We start from the raw sequence: 24,519 nt of genomic DNA, 5'->3' as shown, positions 1-24,519 counted from the left end.
CGATCAGGAGAAACAATGAATTATCCGGTAGAAGGGTCATGCCAGTGCGGCGGTGTGACTTATCAGCTCCACGCAGCACCCTTGATGGTGGTTGCCTGCCATTGTAAAGCGTGTCAGAAGCTCTCAACCAGCGCGTTTAGTATTACCGCAATCGTAAATGCAACGGATATTGAATTTCAGGGCGAACTAGCAGAGTGGTGCCGAACCGCAGACAGCGGCAATATCAACGGCGCCAAGTTCTGCCCGACGTGCGGTAACCGTATCTATCATTTCAACCCGGATGAACCCGATAAGATTAAACTGAAACCTTCCAATTTATCAGATACGAGTTTTATCCAGCCGACCGCTCATGTCTGGGTCAGTCAGAAACAGGCGTGGTATACCTTACCCGGGGGCGTGGCTGTGTATGACGAGCAGCCATAAAGAATAGAGGGGTGTTTCGTCGAGGGGGTATCCCACAATGAGATCACGTTCAAATCACTGTTTCAGGGGGCCTCAATATTGGTCGATACCGTTCAACTAAGGGCTGCACGCTCAGATGAGTTCGAGTCCCTGTTCCTGCTGGTGACGACGGATGAACAATGGACCCAATTCAACGGACCCTATTTCCCATACGCAACGCCGTCGCGTTGCGAATTTAAGCAAGGTCTATTTCCTTCATTGAGTGCCGGAAGGCGCATGCGGCTCATTACGGTCAATGATCAGCCGGTCGGCTCTGTCAGCTATTACTGGGAATGTGAGGCAACCCGATGGTTAGAAGCCGGCGTCGTCATTTACGACTCGCGCTTCTGGGGACAGGGGATTGCAGTCAGTGCCCTGAAACTTTGGGTCAGTCAGCTCTTTGCAGCCTTGGAGATCGAGCGTGTGGGTCTAACGACCTGGTCCGGGAATCCCAGAATGATGGCATGTGCTGAAAAGCTGGGTTTTCAACAAGAAGCTTGCTTGCGAAAAGTCCGCTATTACCAAGGGCAGTACTATGACTCCGTGAAATATGGCGTCCTCAGACAGGAATGGGAAACGACACATGAATGTTGGAGATAAGATGAATTCGTTATCAAAAGAGAAAATTGTCGCAGCGGAAGAAACATTGAAGTCTGCAATGCTCCGGTCTGATACTCAGGCCCTTTCTGACTTGTTGACAGACGATTTGGTGTTTGTGAATCACTTAGGCCATGTCGTGACCAAAGCACAGGACTTAGCCCTGCATCAGTCGGGCCTGTTGCAATTAGAGGCCATTGAACTCTCAGAGATGACCGTTCAGTTGATTGAGTCGGTTGGGGTGGTGCAGGTTCGGGCGACAATTCACGGAACCTACGATGGTATGGATGCCAGCGGGGAGTTTGTGTTTTCTCGCGTCTGGGCACCGCAGGATGGGCGTTTGAAAGTCCATGCTGTGCATTCGACGCAAGTGGCATCATCAATCATGTAAACCCTGTTATCTCAATTGAACGGTCTGGTTGTGGTGGGTGCTGAGTCTCTGGCCGCGCCGTGATGATTGCAAATGAATCACGCAACAATCGCCGGAAGAACCACACTTATGCTGATGGCTTTCAGATAACCGAAGGTGACCGTGATGAGTGATCGACAGCAGCAGGCGATGCATTTTTACGATGCGTGTGAAACCGGCAAAGGATGGGAGGTCTGCAAGACGTTTTGCCATCCTGAGGCAACATTTTCGGCTCAGGCTGCGGCTCTGGCCGAGATTGACACGCTACAGGCTTATACCGAGTGGACGAAGAATCTACTGACCCCCATTCCGGATGGTCATTATGAGTTGAAGTTTTGTGCCGAGGATGAAAAACGCTCGTGTGTCGCGGTTTACGCTGTTTTTCATGGCACAAATACCGGACCAGGTGGCCCTGTTGAGCCAACGGGGAAAGTCGTTGCGGCTGATTATGTCTATATCATGCAGTTTGAAGGCAAGCTGATCCGGCATATGACCAAAGTCTGGAATGACACGGTGAGCTTACAGCAACTGGGGTGGTCTTAATTTTCCCGTTAAGCGGCTCGTGGATCGGGCCGCTGTCGCGGAGGCGTTGCAATTGGGTAAAAAGGCGCTCAGATCGTCTTTTTTGTTGGGAGGCTGTTCATGCTGGAACACGAAAAGATGACCGAACGGAGCGATTGGCGTGCTGATGTGTTGAGTCAGGTCCGCGAGCTGATTTTGGACGCAGTGCCGGAAATGGTTGAAGAGCGTAAGTGGTGTAAGCCCAGTAACCCCGCGGGGGTGCCGGTTTGGTCTCATACCGGGATTGTTTGTACGGGAGAAACCTACACATCTAAAGTCAAGCTGACGTTTGCACATGGTGCTGCACTGCCGGATCCGACACCGTTATTTAATGCCGGCCTTGAAGGGAAAGTCAGGCGTGCAATCGATATCTATCAGGACGATACCATAGAGACGGAAGCGTTGAAGGCTCTTATTCATGCCGCAGTTCACTACAATCAAACATTGAAGAAAAAGACTTAATGTGTCTTTGGGTTGAATGCGGGTATAGATTCCGGCGGTGGTGTTTTATGATGCAAGTCGGCCTCAGTGAAATGTTGGAGAAAAACAGATGGAAGCCTTGTTCAAATCTTATTCCGAGAACAATGAAGCAGTCTTAAGAGCCATTGCCCATATGCCGACGCAAAGTTTACCGGTGTTGATTGGCCCAGACTTTGCGCAAGAATTAACGGATGCGGATTACATGCGGATTGCTGTTTATCTTGCACAAAAGAGTGACGAGGAAGGCGGTTGTCCGATTGGTGCGGTGATTGTTGATAACGCCACAGGACAGATTGTTGGTAAAGGGCATAACACCCTGGTTCAGGAAGATCATCCTTATAATCATGGTGAAACCTCAGCCATTCGGGATGCGGGACGTCTCGACTTCAGCCAAACGACTTTGTTTACCAGCCTGAGCCCGTGCGATGTTTGCGCCACCTTACTGTATATGCGCGGCTTCAGCCGTGTCGTTGTCGGCGACGTTATCAATGCTGGCGGGAATGAGGCCTTGCTTCGGGAAAAGGGTATTCAAGTTGATATTCTGGAAGATAAACTGGGGATTGAGCAGTATGCAAAATTCCGAGCTGAAAAACCGGACCAGGACTTAGAAGACTGGCAAGGACTTAGTGCGGTCAAAAAACAATGTGGTCACAGCCATCGCGATAAAAAGTAAGCCCGGTGATGTATCAAGTCGCACTACCCTAAACATTCCGATTGAAATTGTGAACTCCCAACGTCGTGTATTTGGCTTTTAAAATGGCTGAATACACGAGGTTCTTTGTTGTACGCTCTTTGGAGGCTGTGATTGTGATTCATGAAAGTTTAAATAAAAATCGTCAATGGGCGCAAACACCTTATGCCGGTGTTGAATTCAGTTGGCTCTCGGAAGATTCCGAGTCTGGACGATCCGCCTTGTTAAAGTTTGAAAAAGGCGCGAAGCTCCCCCTGCATTTTCACCCCGGTTGGGAGCAGATATATGTGCTTGAAGGCGTACTGAAAGTAAATGGTGCTTTATATTACGCTCATGATTTTGTATTCGTCGATGCAGAGACCAGTCATGAATTGGAGGCAATAGAACCCAGCCAATATATCACGATCGCTGAGAAAGCCGGTGTGACGGTTGTTGATAATCAATCCTCGATTTCGCCGATTGAGTGATTAAACTGGCAGAATCGTCGGGTATTTCTGTCCTGCATTTCGTCATCGCTGTCGTTGTGACTCATGAACGTTGAAATATAAATCATCCATGGTCAGCAATACTCAATCATGACAAGAAAGATGTACCCAACAATGAAAGAAAGGATCTTCTGTGATGCAGAGTTTAAATACGATTGCACCTTCAACGGCATTGGGATTAGATGGTGTTCCACATATCAAAAGGGTGTGGTCGGCCTCACAAGCCATTTTAAATGGCAAGAAAATCGACAGGCCGGGTGAAGAGCTATGGGATAGGGCTGTCTTTGATGCGTTAGGGATCGGCTTACACCAAACCTTAAATTTTCTATATGCAAATGCGCCGACGTTTTCCGAGTTTGAAGCATGGATCATGGCGACTGCCGGAAAACCGGAACCGTTGCGTGTCGATCGGCTGCGGTCAACATTTTTGGGGACACAGCAAACAGCAGAAGTCTCTGAATGGTTACAAATGATTGAGGACATGCCTCCCGTATTCACCGATGATGATTTGTCGTTCTGGGATGAAAATGGTTACCTGATTTTGAGAAATGCTGTTTCGCCAACAGACTGTTGCGAGGCAAAAGAAGCGATTTTAACGCATCTCAATGTTTCAGAAGATGACCCGGATACATGGTACCAAGCTCGCAATCAACATGGGATTATGGTTGAGTTGATCCAGCATCCGGCATTTGAAACAAACCGACGCTCATTGCGTATTCATAAAGCTTTTTCGCAACTTTGGAAAACCAGTGATCTTTGGGTGTCTGCGGATCGCTGTGGTTTTCATCCGCCTCAAAATGAGAAGCACGCATTCCCTGGCCCTGATCTGCATTGGGACTTTAATTTTAATCAGCCGTTGGTGTTTGGTACCCAGGGGATTCTTTATCTGACGGATACTCCCCCAGAACAAGGGGCGTTGACGTTGGTTCCCGGTTTTCATCAACGTTTGTCGGGTTGGTTGGCGGATCTTCCTGCCGGTACTGATCCCCAAAAGGAAGATTTGCATGCGTTAGGTTCAATCCCGATCGGGGCGAAAGCCGGTGATATGGTGATTTGGAATCACTTGCTCCCGCACGGCAGCAGGCCGAATCTGGGTCAGCGGGCTAGAATTGTTCAATATATCAATATGATCCCATGTCAATTCAATCCCTATTGAAATTGTAGGATTCGGTCCGGGGGAAAGTAGGGATAGCTTTGCCTCCAGCGATTAGGTTGAACGTGACCTATCGAAAAACATGTTTACATAAGGAGATGTAAATTGGCGTACTTCGAAGATTATCAAACCGCAATTATGGTTGTTGGTTTCGTGGGGCTGTTGATGTTCATTCAACTGCTCATGGCAGATGTGATTGCTTTAAAACAAAAGCATGTGCCGGGTTACCCTGTTGAACACAATCATGACCATTTGCTGTTTCGTGCCACACGGGCGCATTTGAATATGAATGAAAGTGTGGCGATCTTTATTACGTTTGTGATCTTTGCTTTATTGTCACAGGCGTCTCCCAGCGTGGTCAATATGAGTGCATTGATCTACCTGGTGTCCCGAATTGCGTACATGATTTTTTATTATTCAGATATCAAATTGGCGCGCAGTATTGCATTTGGCTTGAGCTTGTTGAGTCTGATTGCTGTGTTTATGGCCGGTATTATGCAGTGGCTATAGATATTATACTCTCTCAAATAACCATGAAAATGGAGTTTTATGATTAAGTTTTACGCCGCACTCGTGCATGTATTGTTGTGGTTGAAAGTCGCCGTTTCACCGATGTGTGGTGGGCTATTCCTGGCTGGCCTCATTTGCATTGCACGTGATCAGATTAGCCTTCTCCTGATAGCCAGCATGGGTGGTCTCGGCTTCGTGATTGGCGCGTTCTGGGCTGAGCGGATCAGAAAAAATATGGGCTTGATTACTTTTCATGGTCGCCTGATTGGCCATCCGGAAATTGATGGCGCATACGTCAAGCCGATGAAGCGGTTCTGAACTTTTCATGGGGTTTTTAGGAATAACCACCGATAAAGGACAAGAGGATCGTCAGTGAAAATTGCAATTCTGGATGACTATCAGAACGTCGTCAAAGATCTCAAGTGTTTTGAGTTATTGCGCCATCATGAGGTGAGAGTGCTGACGGAGACATTTCATGATGAAGATCGACTCGCAGAACAGTTAGCGGGCATTGAAGCCTTGGTGCTTATCCGTGAAAGAACTCAAATCACCGAATCTTTGCTAGCGAAATTGCCTGAGCTGAAAGTCATTAGTCAAACAGGGAAAGTCAGCAATCATATTGATCCGCGATTGTGCGAACAGTACGGGGTGAAAGTGCTGGAAGGCGTTGGATCCCCTGTCGCGCCATCGGAATTATGCTGGGCGTTAATCATGTCAGCATCTCGGCACATTCCGGTTTATGTTTCCAGCCTTCAACAGGGGGAGTGGCAACAGTCGGGTGAATTAGGCTTGGGCCGAACCTTAAACGGGCTGACTTTAGGCATTTGGGGATATGGCAAAATTGGGCAACGTATCGCGCAATATGCCAAAGTTTTCGGGATGCAGGTATTGGTCTGGGGGAGTGAAGCCTCAAGGGTCAACGCAACCCGTGATGGCTTTGCGGCTGCGAGTTCGAAAGCGCAATTTTTCCGTACTGCCGACATTGTTTCGCTGCACCTTCGATTGAATGAGGTGACGAGAGGGTGCGTCACTCAGGCTGACTTAGCCTTGATGAAACCGGACTCCTTGTTTGTCAATACCAGTCGGGCGGAGCTTGTCGAGCCGCAAGCTTTATATGACGAACTGTCTAAACATCCCACCAAACGGGCGGCATTAGATGTGTTTGAGAATGAGCCAGCAACGATAGAAAGCGAGCCGTTACTGAGTTTGCCGAATGTACTCGCCACACCTCATCTGGGCTATGTGGAGCACCATAGCTACGCGCTTTATTTTCGGGTGGCTTTCGAAAATTTACTGGATTACATGCAAGCACAGTCAGCGCAATAGTCATTCAGCGCAATCATCATCAAGAATCATGAGAAACAGGGCGTTTATGTTTACACAGGAAGTAAAAGAAGGCTTGGCGCTGGCGTTAGTTCAGCCGTCATTTGCAAAGCAATATCTGAACATTGTCTCGCAAGAGCGAGACTATCTCGGACAGTGGTTGGCCTGGCCCGCGCATGCAGATTCGGAAGTGTTTTTTCTGACCTTCATTGAGAATGCGCTACAAGGCTATGCGGCTGGAAAGTCGTTGACCTGTGCGATGATCGTTGAGGGGCAAGTGGCCGGTAACATCAGTTTTAATAGTATTAACACCGAGCTGAAGAAAGTCGAAATTGGCTACTGGTTGAGCAAGCAATATCAAGGACAGGGCATCGTCAGTCAGTCGGTGGAGAAAATGATCGAAATTGCTTTTGAACAATTGGCGATGGAAAAAGTCCAGATCTCAGCCGCGGTCGAGAATCGACCGAGCCGCAGGGTGTGTGAGCGTTTGGGGTTTGAGCTGGAAGGTGTGATTACCCGAGCGGAAAACCTCAATGGACGGATCGTTGACCACGCGGTCTATGGATTGAGTCGGGCAAAGTGGTCTGAACAATGAAAGTCTTGATCGCCGGTGCAAACGGCTATGTGGGGCAGCATGTCAAAGAGCATCTCACATCACAGGGCCTTGAGGTTTATTCGTATGTCCGAGCAGCGACGGCGCAGGTATCGGGCAGTCAGGTGGTCTCGAGTGATTCCACGGATGCCTACGGCTCTTTTGACGTCGTGATCAATTGTGCAAGGCCACATTGGTCGGCACATTCGCCGGAAGCCATTGTGGTGATCGAGCAGGCGCTGCTCAAAACGTTAACTCAATTCGCCAAACCTCAGGCACGGAAAATTCATACGTCCGGGGTCTGGTTGTTTGGCCATGCAACCCGGGCCGAGCTTGAGGCGTTTCAACTCAAGCCTTTTCCGTGTGTCAGCCAGGATGCGGCGACCATTGAGCTGGCGCTGGCCAGTGGCTGGCAGATCGTTTATCTCCCAAGCCTGGTGTATGGCAGCCGCGACTGCCAACTGGTGAGAAATGCCGAGGCATTATCAGAGAAAACACGGGATGTTGCGATCCCCAGTGTTGGTTATAACCAATATATTCACGTCGAAGATGCCGCTCGCTTTTATCATCAGATGATTGCTCAATCGCTGAATGACCCTCAGTATTTCATTGCTGAAGAGAAGGGGTATTCGCCACTTGAATTTGCCCGGCTGTTGTTGGCATGCGGCCTGGTCGAAAAAATGAATCCGATCAGTTGGGAAGCGTTTGAAGATAAGGGGGAGATGGCAGCGGATATTCAACGGTTGAATTTAGATTTGCCGATAGTATCCGATTTTCAGCCGACTCATGATCTTCATACTTATTTGAACGCAATGTCGACGCAGCTTACGGATATGGGTTGAATGTGCGGGGAATAAAAACGGAAGCCATGCTTCCGTTTTGAATCATTCTGTTAATCGTTGTGCAATTACAGGCTGTCGAGAATGGTTTCGGCGTTACTGACTTCAAAGCCCGAAGGCGCTTCAACGTTGAGTTGAGTGACGACGCCATTGTCGATAATCATGGCATAGCGCTGAGAGCGGAGGCCGCCGAACCCGGCTGTATCCATCTCAAGGCCCAGTGCTTTGGTGAAGCTGCCGTCACCGTCAGCCAGCATCATGATCTCAGAGGCATTTTGAGCATCTCCCCAGGCTTTCATCACGAAGGCGTCGTTGACCGCAACACAGGCAATCAGATCGACACCTTTGGCTTTGAGTTTGTCTGCGTTGACAACATAGCCCGGCAAATGGGCTTCAGAACAGGTCGGGGTAAAAGCACCCGGTACGGCGAACAGCACCGCTTTTTTATTCGCAAATAATTCGGCGACGTCATGGGTCACCATGCCGTCTTTCGTGAGTTCGCTGAGCGTAACTGCCGGTAGCTTTTGTCCTTGTTCAATCATTGTGTGTCCTTAGGTTGGATGAACATACACACAGTCTAGACTCAAAACCGGGTGATAAACAGACACATCTTTTGGGGTTTTTCTCCCGGTGAAAGTCAGTTAGCGAGGAATGTGATGACCAGCAAATATTCAGGCTCATGCTTATGCGGAGCCGTCAAATTTGAAATTCACGGCGTGTTCGACAGTTTCTATCTCTGCCATTGTAGCCGCTGCCAAAAGGATACCGGTTCGGCCCATGGTGCGAATCTGTTTTCTGCCACTGCGCAGTTAACCTGGCTGCAGGGGCAGGCCTTTGTGAAAACGTTTCAGTTACCCTCTACCCGGCACTGCAAGTCGTTCTGCGCTGAATGCGGCTCAGCTTTGCCGAATGTTCAGATGGACGGGACATTGCTCGTCGTCCCGGCAGGAAGCCTGGATAGCTCGCTTGCCAATCGACCCGATGCGCATTTGTTTATGTCGAGCAAGGCTGAATGGGATGAGCATCTGGATAGTGTGAAGCAGTATGAGGCACTACCGTTTTAAGGCGCTGCGCAAAGATTTGACCAAAGTATGAGATTGAGATTAATGAAAACAGTGCTGTGCTACGGCGATTCGAATGTTTGGGGTTATATCCCCGGTGGTGGTCGATACTCCTGGGAAACGCGATGGCCTGGGTATTTATCGACATTGCTGGGGGATTCCTTTCGAGTGGTTGAGGAAGGCCTGAATGGCAGAACTACTGGCGTTGAAGATCCGCTTTTTTTCGGCAGAGACGGTGGCAAATACCTACCGATTGTTCTGGAAACCCATGAACCGCTTGATGTGGTGATTATCATGCTTGGGACGAATGATCTGAAATGTCGTTTGAACCGGACGCCGGAAGCGATCGCCCAGAGTGTGAGTGATTTACTGGAGACCACTCGGACGCAGATGCAGCCATCGCCGGAAATTATTTTAATTGCTCCACCACATGTAAGAGTATCCCAAAACCATGAGATCAATCTCTCATTTCAGGGGGCATTAGAGACAAGCCAGCAGCTATCGCCAATTTATGCTGAACTTGCTGCGCAGTTCGGGTGTCATTTTATCGATGCTGCAGCTCACTGCATATCAAGCATTGACGATGGCATCCATATGGATGCGGTGAATCACCGGGCGTTGGCGGAAGCCGTGTTGAATCAACTAAAAGCCATTATGTTGTAAGCCGGATACTGCATCGTGTTGGAACATTGAAATAGGACAGGCAGGGAGCCTTGATGAACATGTGCAACATAGTTAAAGCAACGATCTTCTTTTCACTCACCTGTATTTCTGCCGATTCGCAGGCCAGCACGATACCCGCGAAAACCACGCAAACATTAGCGCGCGCTGATCAATCAACAATCACCTATTACATCGCGCGATCGGCACCGGCGCTTGAAAGCAAAGCGCTGCTGGTGCTGATCCAAGGCTCAGATTGCAATAGTGTCTATCACAATCCGCTCATAAACCAAACGTTCCCTGCGGTTCTGCCAGAGGCGGATGTCCTGACGGTTGAAAAATACGGTATCGATGCCAACCTGGCTTGGGTGGCGCAGTCTGAGCGGGAAGATTGCCCGGCGAGTTATATCCAGAATGATTCGCCCAGCCAGCGGGTTGAGGATTATCAGCAGGTGCTGACTCATCTGACGGCGCAAACCGTATATGACAGAGTCGTGTTGCTGGGCGGTAGTGAAGGGGCTGTTGTGGCGAATTTGCTGGCATCCGAAAGTGACGTTGTGTCGCAGAGCGTGGCGCTGAATGGCGGCGGACGTTGGTTTGTGGAAGATGTCCTCCATAGCATGAAGGCGTCGATCCCGTCAGAGGTAGCTTATCAGGAGAGTGCCGAAGGGTTTATGGGGTTCACTCGACATGTCGCGACCAGTGACCCGTTTGAAATGAACGTCAGTGGTCATGGCTATCAGTGGTGGCGGGAGATGCTGCAACTCGATCAAACCGCTGTAATTGCTGCGGTCAATGTCCCGGTCATGTTGGTTCAGTCCGAACAAGATCTCAGTGTCTCGCCGCAGCTTGCCCGGGAGCAGGCCAGGGAATTAATGAAAGCCAAGTCGAATATCACGTATCAGTCCTATGCCGGGTTGGATCACGCATTCAAGCAAGCGGATGGCACCAGTGAGGTGGATCAGGTTGTCCGAGATATCAAACAATGGTTGGCGAAGCACCATTAAAAAACATCACGGCGCACTGTTATAGCCAATAATCATGCTATCTGTGCGTCTTCCTTCAAAATTATTCTGTAAACATGTGCAACTGATTGGTATTATTCGTGCTTCAGTTTGCATAATGATGCGCACGGTCATGTAAGCAGATGCATTAGACCATGCCCGGGTTCGGCGTTTCTCAACGCAAGTGCTGAAGAAGCTGGCGCGCCAGGCAGAATAAGATTGGAGTGGAAGTCGAGATGGAACACATTGAAACACTGGAACAACTGATGCAGCTTTATGGGAAGCCGAGCAAACGTGCTGGCAATAAAACCATTTATCAGATTGATGAATATGTTCAACGCCTGATTGAGCATAGTCCCTTTATCGTTATCTCGACGGTTGATGAAGACGGTTTTACCGACGTTTCCCCTCGCGGTGGCGTGCCGGGGTTTGTGAAGGTGGTCGATTCGAAAACACTCCTGATCCCGGATAGCTCAGGCAATAACCGCCTCGACAGCTTCAAAAATATCCTGGAACGCCCGCAAGTGGGGCTGATGATCATGGTCCCCGGCATCGATGAAGTGGTGCGGATTAAAGGGACGGCGAGTTTGCATACCGATGAAACGCGACTGGCCCTGTGTCCGGACGGGAATAAGCCAGCTAAGCTGGTGATTCAGGTGAACGCGGAATCCATGTTCTTCCACTGCGCCAAAGCCATCATGCGGGCCAAGTTATGGGACGGCGATTTTCGGGTCGAGCGTTCGCTCTTGCCATCGTTGGGACAAATTTTAAAACAGCAGCAGAACCTGGAAGAAGCGGCCATGAGTCAGGATGACATGGTGGCTTATTATCAGAAGACCCTGTAACGGGTAGGTAAGTTCGGGCATTTATGGCAGAAGGAAAGCATCCTGGTTATGGAAAATAGTTTGGAAAGTGAACGGATCAGACTGCGTCAATGGCGCGACAGTGATTTAGATGAATATGCCCGGCTTTGCGGGGATCCGCATGTGATGCGATTTTTTGCTGCTCGTTTAAGCCGGCAGGAAAGTGATGAGCAAGCGGCACTGATCAGAACACTGATCACCGACAGAGGCTGGGGATTCTGGGCAGCAGAGCTCAAAGAAACCGGTGAGTTTATGGGGTTTGTCGGACTACATCGTCAGGATGCAGACAGCGGAATCCCGGAAGCCCCGTTTGTCGAGATCGGCTGGCGGCTGGCCGCTGAATACTGGGGTAAAGGCTACGCGCCGGAAGCGGCCCGAGTGGCGTTGAAGTATGCTTTTGAGACGCTGGATGCCCCGGCCGTTTATGCCTTCACGACACTCACGAATGAGCCTTCTCAGCGTGTGATGCGGAAAATCGGCATGGTGAATGTCAATCAGGATTTTGACCATCCGAAGTTGCCGTCGGATCACCCCTTGATACGCCACTGTCTGTATAAGATAGCCCGAGAGCAGTGGTGCGAGTAATACCGATATCGCATGCTTATATCGAGAATTAATAGTTGTTGAGTTTTTGATTGGCATCAGTTATAAGTTGGTGAATTGCTTCGTAAATCCATGACTTAAGTAGTTTTTTATCCCTTTAAAAGCATGGAGAATCACGTGAGCGATAATCATCATAAAAACAGGTTCCAAGCGATTCGGTTTGGTCGCTCTTACACCGCTGAAGATTTTCAAATTACAGCGTCTGAATTGCTGGTCCGGAAAGAGGCGTATCCGCTGAATAAAATGAAGCAGGTGGCGTTGAAACAACTGGGCTATAAAGACCATGCGATCCGGGCGGTCTGTATTGCCTTGGTGCTTTCCGCGGCGACTTGGGCATTTGTTCCGGCACTCGGAATTTTTGTCTTCGTCGGCTGTTTACCGCTGGCCTTACTGACGGCCAAAAAATACGAGCTGCGCGCTGAGTTTCGCAGCTCGGATGAAGCGGGCGATCAATGGGTGCCCTTGGTACGCTGCAGCACCCAGGCCGAATTCGAACAGCTGAAAACGCTGCATGCGGCGCTTGAAACCAAATTGTCGAACTAAACACAAAGCTCACCAGATTCTGGTGAGCTTTTCATTTATAAGCAGGTTCGGGAATGCCCGGAACTGCTGATTCAGGATGATGTGGATATGGATTATCTGGACATTAATCAGAAGGCATGGGACTTGCGCGCGAAGGTTCATGTTGAGTCTGAATTCTACGATGTGGCAGGCTTTCTCAAGGGGAAGTCATCGTTAAACCCAATTGAGCTGGCGCAGGTTGGTGAGGTAAAGGGCAAGCGTTTGTTGCATCTTCAATGTCATTTCGGTCAGGATACCCTGTCCTGGGCCCGATTAGGCGCCGAAGTCACCGGGGTGGATTTGTCGTCGGAAGCGATTGAATGCGCGCGGGGCCTTGCTGAGCAAATCGGCGTCGATGCCCGCTTTATTCAGGATGATCTCTATCGCTTCGGTGACAAGAATCAGGATCAATTTGATCTTGTTTTCACCTCGTATGGCGCGCTGTGCTGGCTACCGGATTTAACACGATGGGCGCGGACAGTTGCTGCAGCCCTGAAGCCTGGCGGCCAGGTTCACTTGGTTGAGTTTCACCCCTTCCTCGATTTGCTCTCCGGCTATCCATATTTTCCGCAACCAGAGCCGGAAGTGGAAGAAGAGGGGACTTATACCGAGAACTGCACCGGAGAGACCTCGACCGTGCTGACCTGGTCACATTCCCTGAGCGAAGTGATCGCAGCACTGATCCAGGCCGGCATTGTGATTGAAGAGGTTCAGGAATATCCCTTCAGCCCGTATAACTGTTTTCCCGATTTGGAATATGTTGCCGGACAAGGGTATCAGAAATTGTTTCAGGGACAGCAAATTCCGTTGGTGTATGGCATCAAGGGGCGCAAGGCCGCTTAAATGGCAGGGAGTGGCGACTCGCCATCTGACTTAATCGCAGCAGCTTGTTGGCAATAAACTGCCGTTTGGAGAGAAATGATATGGACATCAGAAGTATCGCGCTGGCTTTACTGGTTGTGGTGATTTGGGGACTGAATTTTTCCGTCATTAAGTTCGGGCTGGACGAGTTGCCGCCGTTGATGTTTTCCGGACTGCGGTTTTTGATTGTGGCCGTGCCTGCGGTCCTGATCGTGCCGTTTCCGAAAACATCCGTCTGGAATGTACTCGGCGTCGGACTGTTTCTCGGCGTGATGAAATTCGGTTTGTTGTTCATTGCGATGCAGGACGATGCGTCGGCCGGCATTGCCTCGCTGCTGTTGCAGTCTCAGGTGATTTTCACCATTCTGCTCAGCGTACTGTGGCTCAAGGAAAGTATCTCCCGGTCTCAAATTTTCGGCATTGCGATTGCTGTGACCGGATTTAGCCTGTTTTTCATCACCTCGAATGGCAATGCCACCTTACTCGGCGTCACCATGATTATTCTGGCGGGTCTGTTCTGGGCGGTCTCTAATCTGATCATGAAGCAGATGTCGTCGGTGAATCTGTTGCATTTCATGGTCTGGGTCAGTGTCGTGCCGCCGCTGCCGCTCTTTGCGCTTTCCTACCTGTTTGAGACTCAGACGCCTATAGCATTGCTGTTGGAAACGACTGAGAAAACCTGGTTGTCGGTGGCCTACGTGGGCTATATCTCCACACTCCTGGCGTTTGCGATTTGGGGTTGGCTGCTGAAAAACCATCAAGCTGCGGCGGTGACGCCGTTTGCATTGTTGATCCCGTTGGTCGGAATGCTGGGGTCCAGCCTGCTGCTGGACGAGCAGTTCAGTGTGACGGAATCGGTCGGTGCCAGCCTGATTTTAGTCGGGCTGCTGATCTCGGTGCTGGGGGCACGGCTCTACGGAGCGATCCGGCAGAAAAAACAGCCGAACAGATCAGCCAGTAGCCACAGCGCAGGCCATTCGCGAGAGAGCACATGAATTCACTCGAAGAGCGCAACGGAAGTTATGGTATGAAAGTTTCATTGGTTCCGATCACCCCAAGTGACCGTCCTACTCTGGAGCGTTTGTTTCAGTTTTACCTATACGAGATGGCAGCATGTCTGGCTTTGCCGCTTACGGATGAAGGACACTACACCTATCGTCCGGCGCTGTTGGACGGATACTGGGCGCAACCGGAACATGAGCCGTTTTTCATTGTTGTTAAGAGTCAAGTGGCGGAAAGCGAAGCTGCAGTACAGGAACTGGCGGGTTTTGCCCTGATCCGCCGCTATCCGCAAGATCCAACCCGTTATGACATTGATCAGTTCTTTGTTGCCCGAAAGTTCAAGGGGCTGGGGGTCGGCAAACAAGCCTTGGCGAATCTACTCCATCAACTCCCCGGGAAATGGCAAATCCGGGTGTTGGTAGAGAACGAACCGGCGATCGCGTTCTGGCAGTCTGCGGTGAGACAAGCGGTCGGGCAAAATTATGAGCACTCGATGGATCTGGATGTCGACCTGAAGATGCATTTCTTCCGGTTTGAAAACTAACCGATCCTGTGAATGTGATGTCAGCAAATTAGCAAGTTTAATCCAGCAATCAAGGCAGAAGATGATTCATTTTAAATCCGCAGAAAGCGTCTTTAACTTTCGCAGCGTGGCTGTCATTGTCCATGAAGAGTATGTGTTGTTGCATCAGAAGCGCGGGGATGATTTCTGGGCGCTGCCTGGTGGCCGAGTCGAATGGTTTGAAGACTCAGCGGCGACTGTAGTCCGGGAAATTCAGGAAGAGCTGGGTCAAACGGCGACTGTCGTTCGGCCATTGTGGCATGTTGAAAATTTCTTCGGCTTCGAAGGCAAGCGCTTTCATGAGCTGTCGACCTATTACCTGATGGCATTGGTCGAGAGCGACTTGCCATTTGGGACCGCAGCTTTTTCAGGGATCGAGGAAGATGTGGACTTACTCTTTCAGTGGTTCCCGATTGATGAACTTACCGCCGTGCCGCTGTATCCGGAATTTTTGAGAGAAAAACTGAATGGTTTACCCGAAGGGGTCGAGTTTATTCGGGTCAATGAATTGACTTAACTGATGACCGATATTCGAAAGGAAATGAACGATGTATCAGCTCTATTACTACCCCAATAATGCCAGCCTGGCACCGCACTTTTTGCTCTATCACATGGGGCTCGATTACGAACTGGTGCTGGTGGACAAGAAATCGAATTCCCAAAAATCAGCGGATTATCTTAAGCTGAACCCGGCGGGAAGAATTCCGACCCTGGTCGATCAAGGACAGCCGATCTTTGAAAGTCCGGCTATTTGTATTCATCTCTGTGAACAACATCCGGATCACACACTGATCCCACCGCTGGGCAGCAGCGCGCGTCCGCTGTTCTTCCAATGGCTGGCGTATTTGAATAATACATTGCAGGCCGAGCTGATGGTGCGCTATTACCCGCATCGCCATACCAATGACGAAAGCACGATCCCGAATGTCATTGCTGCGCAGGATGATCGCATTGCCGATGCCCTGGCGGTGATCAACGATCAATTGGCAGACAAGCCGTATTTACTCGGCGAGCAGATCTCAGCCTGTGATTATTTCCTGTTTATGCTGGCTGAGTGGTGTTTGCCGGCCAAGAAATCACCGCTGGATTTCCCGCATCTGGCGGGCTACCTGAAGCGAATGACGGCCTTGCCGACAATTCGGGCGGTGTGCGAAATTGAAGGGATGGATCTCAGCCCATTCGAATCTGTGCAGTAGGTCTTCGGAACGGGATCAACCGCAAAAGTCACCTGATCCATGCGATGTGTGAGTCAGCTCTGGGTAAAAAGCGTTTGCACTACACTTAAGCAAGCGCTTTTTACTTTTTGACATCTCGAATTTTATGCTGAGGTGTGTTGATAAGGAGCTGTCATGCCCGGAGCCTATGCCCATATTTCTGCAGCCTATCTGGCCGCAGAGAAAGCGCAACAATCCGCTTTGCAATCGGCACCCAAGCAAGCCAGGAACATCCTGAGCCGTCACCAAAAATTTATTGAATTGGGCAGTGTCAGTCCGGATTTTCCCTACCTGAAAATTGGCGATCTGGCACAAAACGCCTGGGCAGACAGGATGCACTATGAGCAGGTCGGGGTCTTCATTCGCCATTGCATCGCCGAGGTGGCAAAGCTGTCCGGGTTATCGCAGGAAAAAGCCTTTGCCTGGTTGTGTGGTTATGTCGCGCATGTGGCGACTGATATCACCATTCATCCGGTCATTGAACGACGCGTCGGCCCCTATGAGGCGAATCAGACGGAGCATCGGATCTGCGAAATGCACCAGGATGTGCATATTTGCCAGCGCTTTGGCCTGAGTGAAGCACATCGGATTGAGCGGCTGGCGAACTATATTGGGACCTGCACCCACGCAGAGAATAATCGTCAGCTGGACCCGGTGATCTCAACCTTGTGGGAACAATGCCTGATGGCCACGTTTGGCCGGGATCCGGCAGTGGAATCACCCATGATCCATGACTGGTATACCGGCTATCTGAAGGTGTTGAAAGGTATTGAAGAAGGACACAAACTGTTGCCGTTTGCCCGGCACGTCGGTGCACAGTTGGGGCTGGCCTATCCCGAACAGGTCGATGATTCTTATATCCGGGAGCTGAAGACGCCCTTGGGGGTTCAGCACTATGATCGGGTGTTCGACCGGGCAGTCCTGCAGATCGTCCGGTATTGGGACGTTACTGCACGGGCGGTATTTGAAGCCGGAGAAACCGACGGTTTTCGGAATTGGAACTTAGATACCGGGCGATGTGAAAACGGGCAACTGACAGCCTGGGAAGATTCCTGAATTTGATGTTCTACGAGTAATTACCGCCAAATTCGTGATTTTCAGCTGAATTCGCATCAGTTGTGGACACTGCGCTTGAATGGTCGGATGAGTTGAAACATAATGATTAACAACTTGTTCACAAATGCGGATGCCCGAAACCATGAAGCTCCATAAACTGGAAGGCTACATTCAGTCGATTTACCTGGTCGAATATGAGCACGGATTATTGCTGCTTGATGGTTGTACCCGGGCAGATATCGGCATGCTCAAACATTTCATTGTCGGACAGCTGCATCGGCCGTTTACGGATTTGAAGTTGGTGGTGGTGACCCACATGCATCCTGACCATGCCGGAGCGGCGGCCAAACTACGCCAGTTGAGCGGGTGCCGGGTTGCTGCTGCGAATGTGCCGGGCCAGTGGTACAGCGGGGTGGATGGCAAACTCATGCATTTGACCGATATTCTGCTGGCAAAATGGGTCGCCAAACGGATGAGAAAGCCCCGGCGTAATCTCTGGTATACCTGCACGTTGACGCCGGATATGAAGCTCAATGATGGGGACAGCTTACCGGGGTTTTCGGAGTGGCAGGCGCTGTTTACTCAGGGACATACGGATCGCGATCTCTCGCTGTACCATCAGCCCAGCCATACGGTATATGTCGCGGATCTGATGGTGAAAGTGAAAGGGCGCTATATTCCACCATTCCCTGTGTTCTATCCCAACCGTTATCGCCACTCGCTGAAGAAAATTATGGCGATGGCACCTTCGTCCCTGATCCTTGCCCATGGTGGTGAAGTGTATCCCTCACCGGAGGACTACCAGTATCTGCTGTCGCGCGCACCCAGCGTCCCGATGACCCACTGGCGTTCGGTGAAGTCCAAGTTGCGTAAGGCGTTGCGACGGGCTGCATGAATGACGGGCGGGATGAACGAGGCAACCGCATACATTGCCTCGTTTGACCCGTTTCCCTGCATTGCGCCGAAGCACCATGTTTTTATGGCCTCAGTCCTTCATACTTTCTGTGTCTGTGGTGTGTTTCGCCAGTGCGTTGGACGGCTCGGTTGAGAGCTGAGCCGTGGCGGTTGTCATGGTCACAATATCGACGGTGAGCTCACCTTCGCCAAGCAGCTCATCAACCAGGTGTTGAGAGAACGGCCAGTAGTTCAGTTTGGCTTCCAGTGAGAGCTTGCCGTGGATGTTGTCCGGGACCAGGAAAGTATATTCAACAATCGTGTAGCCATGGGGAAGAATACGGGTATCCGATAGGATCCGATCGACCTCCCAGACGTTAAGATCAACCACGTCGCCATTTTTATCTCCCAGGGTCACTTTAAAGCTTTTTGTCCCTGGCTCCGTCTGTCCGTCCACCACCGCGCCTGAGCGATAAATGGGTGCTTGCTCGCTGCTGCGCACGGTAAAATCGACCCAGATCTCACGCCCTTCCGGGAAACCGGTCGGGAGCTTGTGCCCGGCACCGACGTTTGACACTTTCACCTGAATGGTGGCGAGTTCTCCGGCAACCAGCGACTCCGGCAGGGCGATAAATTCCACCGTGGCTGCAGAGTGCAGCATTTCACGGGCGAGCTCCGCGCCGATGGGATCGTTGAAATACTGATGCAGGGTTGAGTTTCCGCCAGAGAACGCATGCGAGTAGATGTGCTCTCGTTCTTTGCCCATGACGGCAGATTTCCCCGGGTTAGTTTGCTTGCCGGGGCCAGGCGTCATGTGGCAATCCTGGCACTGGACCCCCTGCTCGTTATAGGCACTCTCTTGCCATTCATCATAGGTTCGCTCAATGGGCGTGCTGTTGAACGGGTGGGAAACGTTATGGCACACCGAGCAGAACTCAGATTTGGTGTGTAAGTCTGAATATTCTGTCTGGTGATAAGGCGAGTTGGCATCATGCCGCGGCCCGAGTTTGATGTGTTTGTCCCGGTTGGGAGCCAGGATATACGCACCGTTATCGCTGCCGGTGATCTCACGAATATTATGGCAGACTTCGCAGTTGACCCCGGGCAGGTTGTCATCTTGATCCAGTGTCGCTGCCGAAGCATTCATGCTCGTCATGCCAATCGGGCTGTGGCAGGCGATACAGAAATTATCAACTTTCCCGTCGGTTGCCTGGCTGGCGCGTTTGAACAGGGCCTGGTAAATAGGATCTTTCCAGGAGTGCGCCATCACGGAGCGTTGCCACTGTTGATAAATTTCACCGTGGCAGCCTTTACAGACCTCCGGGCTTTCAAACATCTCAGGTTTCAGGGGACGGTCAGTACTGGCGCGGGAAGGATAGAATGGGAGTTGTTGGTGAATGGCCTCGGTGGAGTCTGGCTTATGAGGTTTCAGCCATTTTTGTGCGGTTGGTTCAGCCTGAACAATGGCGGACTGGCATGCGAGGATACCCGCCAGCGAGATCAGGATGGTTACGGTGAACCGGCTGGGGTGCGTGGCCCGGTGAAGGTTGAAAAAGTGATGTGATTGCCGTAATTCTTTGGTTTGCCAACTTGAAAGTGTATCGTATCTGTTCATAAAACAATTCCTATGAACTTGTTTGTTATCGATGACCCACGCTTACAGTGGTGTCCAGTAAAACAGACTGAGTGTAGACAGGAATGCTGGCAGAAGATGTCGCGATGTTGCAAAAGATTCAGAGTTATTTGGGGCTTAGAATGAAACGCTATGAATTAGTCCGGAGGATGTATGGAAGGAAAGGCAGTCACTGGGTTTGCCATGATCGGGTTTGCAATGGTGAGTACGCTGTTGTTCGGTTGTAGTGAACCGCTTGAGGTGACGGTGACCCCCACCCGGGATGTCGACCATTTTCAGGTGACGGCGCAGACAAATATCGATATGTATTGCCCGACAGGGATTTGCAAATTTGAGCTGGCTGCAAGCCAGGAAACAGCCATTACCATCAATATGCACTACACCGATGCCCGCAGCTTCGAAAAAATCGAAGGGGTGAGTGTGACCGGCAGGCAAGGGGCGACGGTAGCCATGGTTGATGACAACACGTTCAGCCTGACGCTCGCCGGGGAGAACGAGCTCACGAAAATTCAGGTTGTCGATTACTATCGGTATTAAAATCCGGTGTTGTTCGCCTTTCGGCCGGCGCTCGTCAACCCGGTGATTTGATCAATTTCCGTTTGTGCCGATTAGACACGCCGGCAGCGGGTTTCTCCGGGATCGGTCGTCTTTCCGCCAGCAAATGGCGGATTGCCAGAATTGGGTGCCGGAGGAGCATTCTCGGCCCGGCATAGCGCATGATCTGCTGAGATCGCTGTTTGTATTCGGCCTTGTAGCAGTGAATCGGACAGACGCGACAAGTGGGCTTGTCTTCGCCGTATGGGCAGCGATCCAGCCGGGTGAATGCGTACTGCAAAAAGTCCCGGCATGGTTTGCAGACGACCTGGCTGTGATGATGGTCACGACAGTAGATCTGCACCATCGCCTTAATCGTTTTAAATTCGGTATTTAAGCTGCCGTATAAGATAACAGCTTGTTTTGTATCGCTCATAATTGCACCGCCGTGTTTTCTATTGCCTGCGCGACAAAGGTATATTGAAAATATAACTATTAATCTGCATAGGAAATATGATCTAAATCGTGATCGATATGATCAGAATGCTCGAACTTGTTATAAGCATGAAAAAATAATGGCTTTTAATGCAAGAAATCACCCTGCATGGGTTGATTTCATTGAGTTTGAGCAGTAGTATCCGCTCCTCTTTTTTTGTGGTGGTGTATATGAGCAGATTTGAGTGCCTGGAAAGAATTGTCGACGAATACCGTAAGAAAGTTCGTGACGCTGAGTTTAATAAACAGAATGACAGTGAAGTCGCAAAAGTCTTAGTTCTGCTTGTTGGAAACTCTATGTTCAGCTTGGCAGACGAATTTGCGGACTGGGTCAATCGTGGCGGCGATCGCAGCTACGGTGGCAAGTTCTTCGTGTCGAAGCAACTGATGACGTTGCTGGAACCGGTCACTTTCCGCGGTGTTACCGTACGTCGTGATTCGATCAAACTGTTCCGAATCTCATAACGGTCTGGTTCATTTTGTGAGTTCAATGACACTCATAAAGAAAAATTGAAGAACATTTTCGCCTCGCTCTGTCAGACAGAGCCGGGTGCGTAGAAAAGGATGCCTTGGCATCCTTTTTTGCTTTCAGAACATAGGCTTGCATCAGGGGCTGGATAAAAGGCCCGAACTGTGGTCAGATAGGCAGCACGTCAAGTCAGAGAAGAGAATCACCGATAATGGATGCAGAATTTTGGCATAGCCGATGGGCTGAAAATCGCATTGGTTTCCACCTGAACGATACCAACCCGGTATTGGCCAAATACTGGCCCCGCCTGAACACCTCGCGCGAAGACACTGTGCTGGTGCCGATGTGTGGCAAGTCGCTGGATATGACCTGGCTGGCAGAGAAACATACGCAGGTGATTGGGATCGAGCTGAGTGAAATTGCCGTGCGCGCGTATTTCTCTGAGCATCTGTACACGCCGACCGTGATCCCGCTGGGGAACGGCCAGTCGCTGTATGAGTTTGATGAGGTGAGCATCTATTGCGGTGACTTCTTCGCGACGAAGATTGATCCGGTGGATGTGGTTTATGATCGCGCAGCATTGATTGCGATGCCGCCTTCGATGCGCAAATTGTATGTCGAGCAATTGCTGTCGATGGTCAAGGCCGGTGGCCGGATCTTGCTGGTGACGCTGGATTACCCGCAAGCTGAGATGGACGGACCGCCATTCTGTGTCACCGGGGAAGAAGTGGCGCAACTCTTCAGTGGTTGTCAGATCACCCACCTGGAGCGGGACGAGGCCGATGAGAGCCATCCGCGCCGCCAGAAAGGCCTGACGCGTTTTGCGGAAGAAGTCTGGCTGATTGAACTGCCGTAAACAGCGCAGTCTGATTGGCAGAGTCGCTGCCAGCCGGTAGATACGCGTTGAATGACAAAAGGAGCCTCAGGGCTCCTTTTTCATATCGGGATGCGACGCAGAAACACCGTTGCAAGGATTACTCGAAAATCACTTTCACATCCGCTGCGGTGGCTTTGGCGGCCTCAATTGCGTTGTCGGTTGATTCCCGGCGGCAGAGGGCGACGCCCAGACGGCGGCGGCCGTTGATTTCCGGCTTGGCAAACAGGCGCAGTTGGGTCTGAGGTCGCGCCAGGGCCGCGGTCAGGTTGTCGAAGCGGACGTTGTCGGAAACGCCTTGGGGCAGGATCACCGCAGACGCCGCCGGACCGAATTGCTGAATGCTATGTACCGGCAGCCCGAGGAAAGCGCGCACGTGGAGGGCAAACTCGGACAGATCTTGCGAGATCAGCGTCACCAGACCGGTATCGTGCGGGCGAGGGGAGACTTCACTGAACAGAACGTTGTCACCCTGGACGAAAAGCTCAACCCCGAACAAGCCGTAACCCCCGAGAGACTGGACTACTTTCTCGGCGACTTGCTGCGCCGCTTTCAATGCCGCGTCGGACATCTGCTGAGGCTGCCAGGATTCGCGATAGTCGCCGTCTTCCTGACGATGGCCGATCGGGGCGCAGAAGTGGATCCCGTCGACAGCGCTGACGGTCAGCAGGGTGATTTCATAATCGAAATCGACAAAGCCTTCGACAATCACGCGCCCGGCACCGGCGCGTCCGCCTTCCTGCGCATATTGCCAGGCCGATTCGATATCAGCCTGGGTTTTAACCACGCTTTGCCCTTTACCGGAGGAGCTCATAATCGGCTTGACCACACACGGCATGCCGATTTGCTCAATGGCTTGGACAAAGTCAGGGTAAGTTTCAGCAAACGCATAAGGGGAGGTCGGGATACTCAGAGTTTCTGCAGCCAGGCGGCGGATCCCTTCGCGGTTCATCGTCAGTTGGGTGGCTTTGGCGGTCGGGACGACATTCACGCCTTCGGCTTCCAGTTCAACCAGGGTATCGGTTGCAATGGCTTCGATTTCCGGCACAACGTAATGCGGTTGCTCCTGCGCAATCACAGCCTTCAGGGCATCGCCGTCCAGCATATCAATCACATGATGACGATGGGCAACTTGCATGGCCGGCGCATCGGCGTAACGATCGACGGCGATGACTTCCAGACCTAAGCGCTGACATTCAATGGCGACTTCTTTCCCCAGTTCGCCGGATCCTAGTAACAGGACACGGGTGGCACCGGGACGCGTAGCTGAACCTAACATGACGTTTCCTTACACTAAGTATTGATATTGCTGGGAATCATACAGGATTTGCAAATTTGCGCAAACGTTTGCGCGCTGGTTGTTTAAATGTCCGGCATTGCGGAAAAGCTTTCACCAGCGCACCTGAGCACGCGTATTTTGTGCCACGTCTTTGCTGTGACTTGCTACGAGTTTTTGAAGCAAGTCACCACGTGTTTCGAAGCTGTTCGCTACGTATTGAAAGCCCTGCGCCACGCTTTCAATGCCTTTTGCAACAGCTTTAAAGCGCTGTTTAGGGCCTGAGATATTGTCAAAGTTGTGTCATGTTTGGCGGCCGGGGGTCGAGTTAGACACCTGTTTGAGGTTAACTTGTTGCCAGGCTTAGCAATGGCAGAGTTTTATTCATGAAAAAAATAGTTTTAGGTCTTGCACTGGCGCTGTCGGTGCCAATGTCAGCACAAGCAGGCCAGAGTGCCGGTGTCTTTTTTGGCAGTCCGATGAGCGGCGTACAGTTGAAACACAATGATTTACGCTTTTCCGTGGGCGTGGATGATTTCGGGGTTGCGGTGGATAAAACCTTCAACCTCGGCTCCCTGACCAATAATCCCGAGCTGAACAGCTTCTATACCTTCGCCGGGGCACAGTACGTCGATGATAATGACCATAAGCACAAGCATGATCATGACAATGAACTCGGCGTCCGCGCAGGGGTTGGTTTTGAAGTGCCGGTCGAAAAATTCGAGTTCTACGGTGAGGTCGGCCCGACCCTGTACGTGGTCGAGGATGTCGACATGGAGCTGGAAGGCGCGCTGGGTCTGCGTTACCGCTTCTAAA

34 protein-coding genes are annotated in these 24,519 nt (G+C 51.0%); 30 read left to right on the top strand and 4 right to left on the bottom strand.

Translation table 11 applies throughout. The annotated features are described in order from the left end of the window. Positions 1-15 precede the first annotated feature (15 nt). The 13 genes from VV869_RS17035 (at position 16) to VV869_RS16975 (ending at position 8,084) form a co-directional block, all read left to right on the top strand. A complete protein-coding gene (locus VV869_RS17035) occupies positions 16-423 on the top strand; it encodes a GFA family protein (RefSeq protein WP_337736118.1) in 408 nt (135 codons plus the stop codon). A gap of 75 nt (positions 424-498) precedes the next feature. Beyond that, entirely contained in the window at positions 499-1,041 is a 543-nt protein-coding gene (locus VV869_RS17030; RefSeq protein ID WP_337736162.1) for a GNAT family N-acetyltransferase, read from the top strand. A gap of 1 nt (position 1,042) precedes the next feature. After that, positions 1,043-1,429, top strand: coding sequence for a nuclear transport factor 2 family protein (locus tag VV869_RS17025; protein WP_337736117.1), 387 nt, complete (start codon positions 1,043-1,045; stop codon positions 1,427-1,429). A gap of 144 nt (positions 1,430-1,573) precedes the next feature. Further along, positions 1,574-1,990 (top strand): ester cyclase, encoded by a 417-nt coding sequence (locus VV869_RS17020; protein WP_337736116.1) that lies wholly within the window; start codon positions 1,574-1,576, stop codon positions 1,988-1,990. Positions 1,991-2,089: 99 nt separating this feature from the next. After that, a complete protein-coding gene (locus tag VV869_RS17015; protein WP_337736115.1) occupies positions 2,090-2,470 on the top strand; it encodes a DUF1801 domain-containing protein in 381 nt (126 codons plus the stop codon). Between the two features lie 88 nt (positions 2,471-2,558). Beyond that, positions 2,559-3,161, top strand: coding sequence for a nucleoside deaminase (locus VV869_RS17010; protein WP_337736114.1), 603 nt, complete (start codon positions 2,559-2,561; stop codon positions 3,159-3,161). 83 nt (positions 3,162-3,244) lie between these two features. Next, on the top strand, positions 3,245-3,646 hold the full coding sequence (locus tag VV869_RS17005; RefSeq protein ID WP_337736113.1) for a cupin domain-containing protein: 402 nt from the start codon (positions 3,245-3,247) through the stop codon (positions 3,644-3,646). Positions 3,647-3,800: 154 nt separating this feature from the next. Beyond that, positions 3,801-4,820 carry a phytanoyl-CoA dioxygenase family protein gene (locus VV869_RS17000; RefSeq protein ID WP_337736161.1) on the top strand — a complete coding sequence of 340 codons (1,020 nt, stop codon included), beginning with the start codon at positions 3,801-3,803 and terminating at the stop codon, positions 4,818-4,820. Positions 4,821-4,922: 102 nt separating this feature from the next. Beyond that, on the top strand, positions 4,923-5,327 hold the full coding sequence (locus tag VV869_RS16995) for an MAPEG family protein (protein WP_337736112.1): 405 nt from the start codon (positions 4,923-4,925) through the stop codon (positions 5,325-5,327). A gap of 39 nt (positions 5,328-5,366) precedes the next feature. Then, the gene (locus tag VV869_RS16990) at positions 5,367-5,645 is read left to right on the top strand and encodes a hypothetical protein (RefSeq protein WP_337736111.1); all 279 of its coding nucleotides are present in this window, start codon (positions 5,367-5,369) and stop codon (positions 5,643-5,645) included. Between the two features lie 54 nt (positions 5,646-5,699). Then, on the top strand, positions 5,700-6,653 hold the full coding sequence (locus VV869_RS16985) for a D-2-hydroxyacid dehydrogenase family protein (protein WP_337736110.1): 954 nt from the start codon (positions 5,700-5,702) through the stop codon (positions 6,651-6,653). A 46-nt stretch (positions 6,654-6,699) separates the two neighbouring features. Then, on the top strand, positions 6,700-7,245 hold the full coding sequence (locus tag VV869_RS16980) for a GNAT family N-acetyltransferase (protein ID WP_337736109.1): 546 nt from the start codon (positions 6,700-6,702) through the stop codon (positions 7,243-7,245). Then, positions 7,242-8,084, top strand: coding sequence for an NAD-dependent epimerase/dehydratase family protein (locus VV869_RS16975; RefSeq protein WP_337736108.1), 843 nt, complete (start codon positions 7,242-7,244; stop codon positions 8,082-8,084). Before VV869_RS16980 ends, VV869_RS16975 begins: the two co-directional genes overlap by 4 nt. 65 nt (positions 8,085-8,149) lie before the next feature. On the opposite strand, the gene VV869_RS16970 is transcribed toward VV869_RS16975, so the two are convergent. After that, positions 8,150-8,623 carry a peroxiredoxin gene (locus VV869_RS16970; protein ID WP_337736107.1) on the bottom strand — a complete coding sequence of 158 codons (474 nt, stop codon included), beginning with the start codon at positions 8,621-8,623 and terminating at the stop codon, positions 8,150-8,152. A 114-nt stretch (positions 8,624-8,737) separates the two neighbouring features. On the opposite strand from VV869_RS16970, the gene VV869_RS16965 reads away from it, so the two are divergent. The 13 genes from VV869_RS16965 to VV869_RS16905 all read left to right on the top strand — a co-directional run bounded on the left by VV869_RS16965 (position 8,738) and on the right by VV869_RS16905 (position 18,423). Continuing rightward, positions 8,738-9,145, top strand: coding sequence for a GFA family protein (locus VV869_RS16965; RefSeq protein WP_337736106.1), 408 nt, complete (start codon positions 8,738-8,740; stop codon positions 9,143-9,145). 42 nt (positions 9,146-9,187) lie between these two features. Then, positions 9,188-9,805, top strand: coding sequence for an SGNH/GDSL hydrolase family protein (locus tag VV869_RS16960; protein WP_337736105.1), 618 nt, complete (start codon positions 9,188-9,190; stop codon positions 9,803-9,805). A 59-nt stretch (positions 9,806-9,864) separates the two neighbouring features. Next, a complete protein-coding gene (locus tag VV869_RS16955; protein WP_337736104.1) occupies positions 9,865-10,809 on the top strand; it encodes an alpha/beta hydrolase family protein in 945 nt (314 codons plus the stop codon). 233 nt (positions 10,810-11,042) lie between these two features. Further along, positions 11,043-11,651, top strand: coding sequence for a pyridoxamine 5'-phosphate oxidase family protein (locus VV869_RS16950; protein WP_337736103.1), 609 nt, complete (start codon positions 11,043-11,045; stop codon positions 11,649-11,651). Positions 11,652-11,699: 48 nt separating this feature from the next. After that, entirely contained in the window at positions 11,700-12,254 is a 555-nt protein-coding gene (locus tag VV869_RS16945; protein WP_337736102.1) for a GNAT family N-acetyltransferase, read from the top strand. A gap of 135 nt (positions 12,255-12,389) precedes the next feature. Beyond that, entirely contained in the window at positions 12,390-12,815 is a 426-nt protein-coding gene (locus VV869_RS16940; protein WP_337736101.1) for a hypothetical protein, read from the top strand. 87 nt (positions 12,816-12,902) lie between these two features. Then, a complete protein-coding gene (locus VV869_RS16935; RefSeq protein WP_337736100.1) occupies positions 12,903-13,676 on the top strand; it encodes a class I SAM-dependent methyltransferase in 774 nt (257 codons plus the stop codon). A gap of 80 nt (positions 13,677-13,756) precedes the next feature. Next, positions 13,757-14,689, top strand: coding sequence for an EamA family transporter (locus tag VV869_RS16930; protein ID WP_337736099.1), 933 nt, complete (start codon positions 13,757-13,759; stop codon positions 14,687-14,689). A 32-nt stretch (positions 14,690-14,721) separates the two neighbouring features. Continuing rightward, positions 14,722-15,240 carry a GNAT family N-acetyltransferase gene (locus VV869_RS16925; RefSeq protein ID WP_337736098.1) on the top strand — a complete coding sequence of 173 codons (519 nt, stop codon included), beginning with the start codon at positions 14,722-14,724 and terminating at the stop codon, positions 15,238-15,240. A 61-nt stretch (positions 15,241-15,301) separates the two neighbouring features. Then, a complete protein-coding gene (locus VV869_RS16920; protein WP_337736097.1) occupies positions 15,302-15,775 on the top strand; it encodes an NUDIX hydrolase in 474 nt (157 codons plus the stop codon). A gap of 31 nt (positions 15,776-15,806) precedes the next feature. Beyond that, positions 15,807-16,454: a glutathione S-transferase family protein gene (locus tag VV869_RS16915; protein ID WP_337736096.1), complete on the top strand. Its 648-nt coding sequence runs from the start codon at positions 15,807-15,809 to the stop codon at positions 16,452-16,454. A gap of 153 nt (positions 16,455-16,607) precedes the next feature. Beyond that, a complete protein-coding gene (locus VV869_RS16910; RefSeq protein ID WP_337736095.1) occupies positions 16,608-17,528 on the top strand; it encodes a zinc dependent phospholipase C family protein in 921 nt (306 codons plus the stop codon). 142 nt (positions 17,529-17,670) lie between these two features. Next, the gene (locus tag VV869_RS16905; RefSeq protein ID WP_337736094.1) at positions 17,671-18,423 is read left to right on the top strand and encodes an MBL fold metallo-hydrolase; all 753 of its coding nucleotides are present in this window, start codon (positions 17,671-17,673) and stop codon (positions 18,421-18,423) included. A gap of 90 nt (positions 18,424-18,513) precedes the next feature. On the opposite strand, the gene VV869_RS16900 is transcribed toward VV869_RS16905, so the two are convergent. Continuing rightward, positions 18,514-20,037 carry a multiheme c-type cytochrome gene (locus tag VV869_RS16900; protein WP_337736093.1) on the bottom strand — a complete coding sequence of 508 codons (1,524 nt, stop codon included), beginning with the start codon at positions 20,035-20,037 and terminating at the stop codon, positions 18,514-18,516. A gap of 171 nt (positions 20,038-20,208) precedes the next feature. Here VV869_RS16900 and VV869_RS16895 point away from each other — a divergent pair, with 171 nt between their 5' ends. Further along, a complete protein-coding gene (locus tag VV869_RS16895) occupies positions 20,209-20,592 on the top strand; it encodes a spore gernimation protein (protein WP_337736092.1) in 384 nt (127 codons plus the stop codon). Positions 20,593-20,626: 34 nt separating this feature from the next. Here VV869_RS16895 and VV869_RS16890 read toward each other — a convergent pair whose 3' ends face one another. Continuing rightward, positions 20,627-21,025 (bottom strand): nitrous oxide-stimulated promoter family protein, encoded by a 399-nt coding sequence (locus VV869_RS16890; RefSeq protein ID WP_337736091.1) that lies wholly within the window; start codon positions 21,023-21,025, stop codon positions 20,627-20,629. A 230-nt stretch (positions 21,026-21,255) separates the two neighbouring features. On the opposite strand from VV869_RS16890, the gene VV869_RS16885 reads away from it, so the two are divergent. Continuing rightward, positions 21,256-21,549 (top strand): hypothetical protein, encoded by a 294-nt coding sequence (locus VV869_RS16885; RefSeq protein WP_007461536.1) that lies wholly within the window; start codon positions 21,256-21,258, stop codon positions 21,547-21,549. A 215-nt stretch (positions 21,550-21,764) separates the two neighbouring features. Further along, a complete protein-coding gene (locus VV869_RS16880) occupies positions 21,765-22,409 on the top strand; it encodes a thiopurine S-methyltransferase (RefSeq protein ID WP_337736090.1) in 645 nt (214 codons plus the stop codon). Positions 22,410-22,527: 118 nt separating this feature from the next. Here VV869_RS16880 and purT read toward each other — a convergent pair whose 3' ends face one another. Next, positions 22,528-23,706 carry a formate-dependent phosphoribosylglycinamide formyltransferase gene (purT, locus tag VV869_RS16875; protein ID WP_337736089.1) on the bottom strand — a complete coding sequence of 393 codons (1,179 nt, stop codon included), beginning with the start codon at positions 23,704-23,706 and terminating at the stop codon, positions 22,528-22,530. A 383-nt stretch (positions 23,707-24,089) separates the two neighbouring features. Here purT and VV869_RS16870 point away from each other — a divergent pair, with 383 nt between their 5' ends. Next, the gene (locus tag VV869_RS16870) at positions 24,090-24,518 is read left to right on the top strand and encodes a hypothetical protein (RefSeq protein WP_261600011.1); all 429 of its coding nucleotides are present in this window, start codon (positions 24,090-24,092) and stop codon (positions 24,516-24,518) included. The last annotated feature ends 1 nt before the right edge of the window (position 24,519 follow it).

The sequence above is a fragment of the Photobacterium sp. MCCC 1A19761 genome (genome assembly GCF_037389125.1).
Lineage (GTDB): Bacteria > Pseudomonadota > Gammaproteobacteria > Enterobacterales > Vibrionaceae > Photobacterium.
The sequence above is the reverse complement of the archived record's forward strand: the minus strand, read 5'-3'. Positions and strand labels throughout refer to the sequence as shown.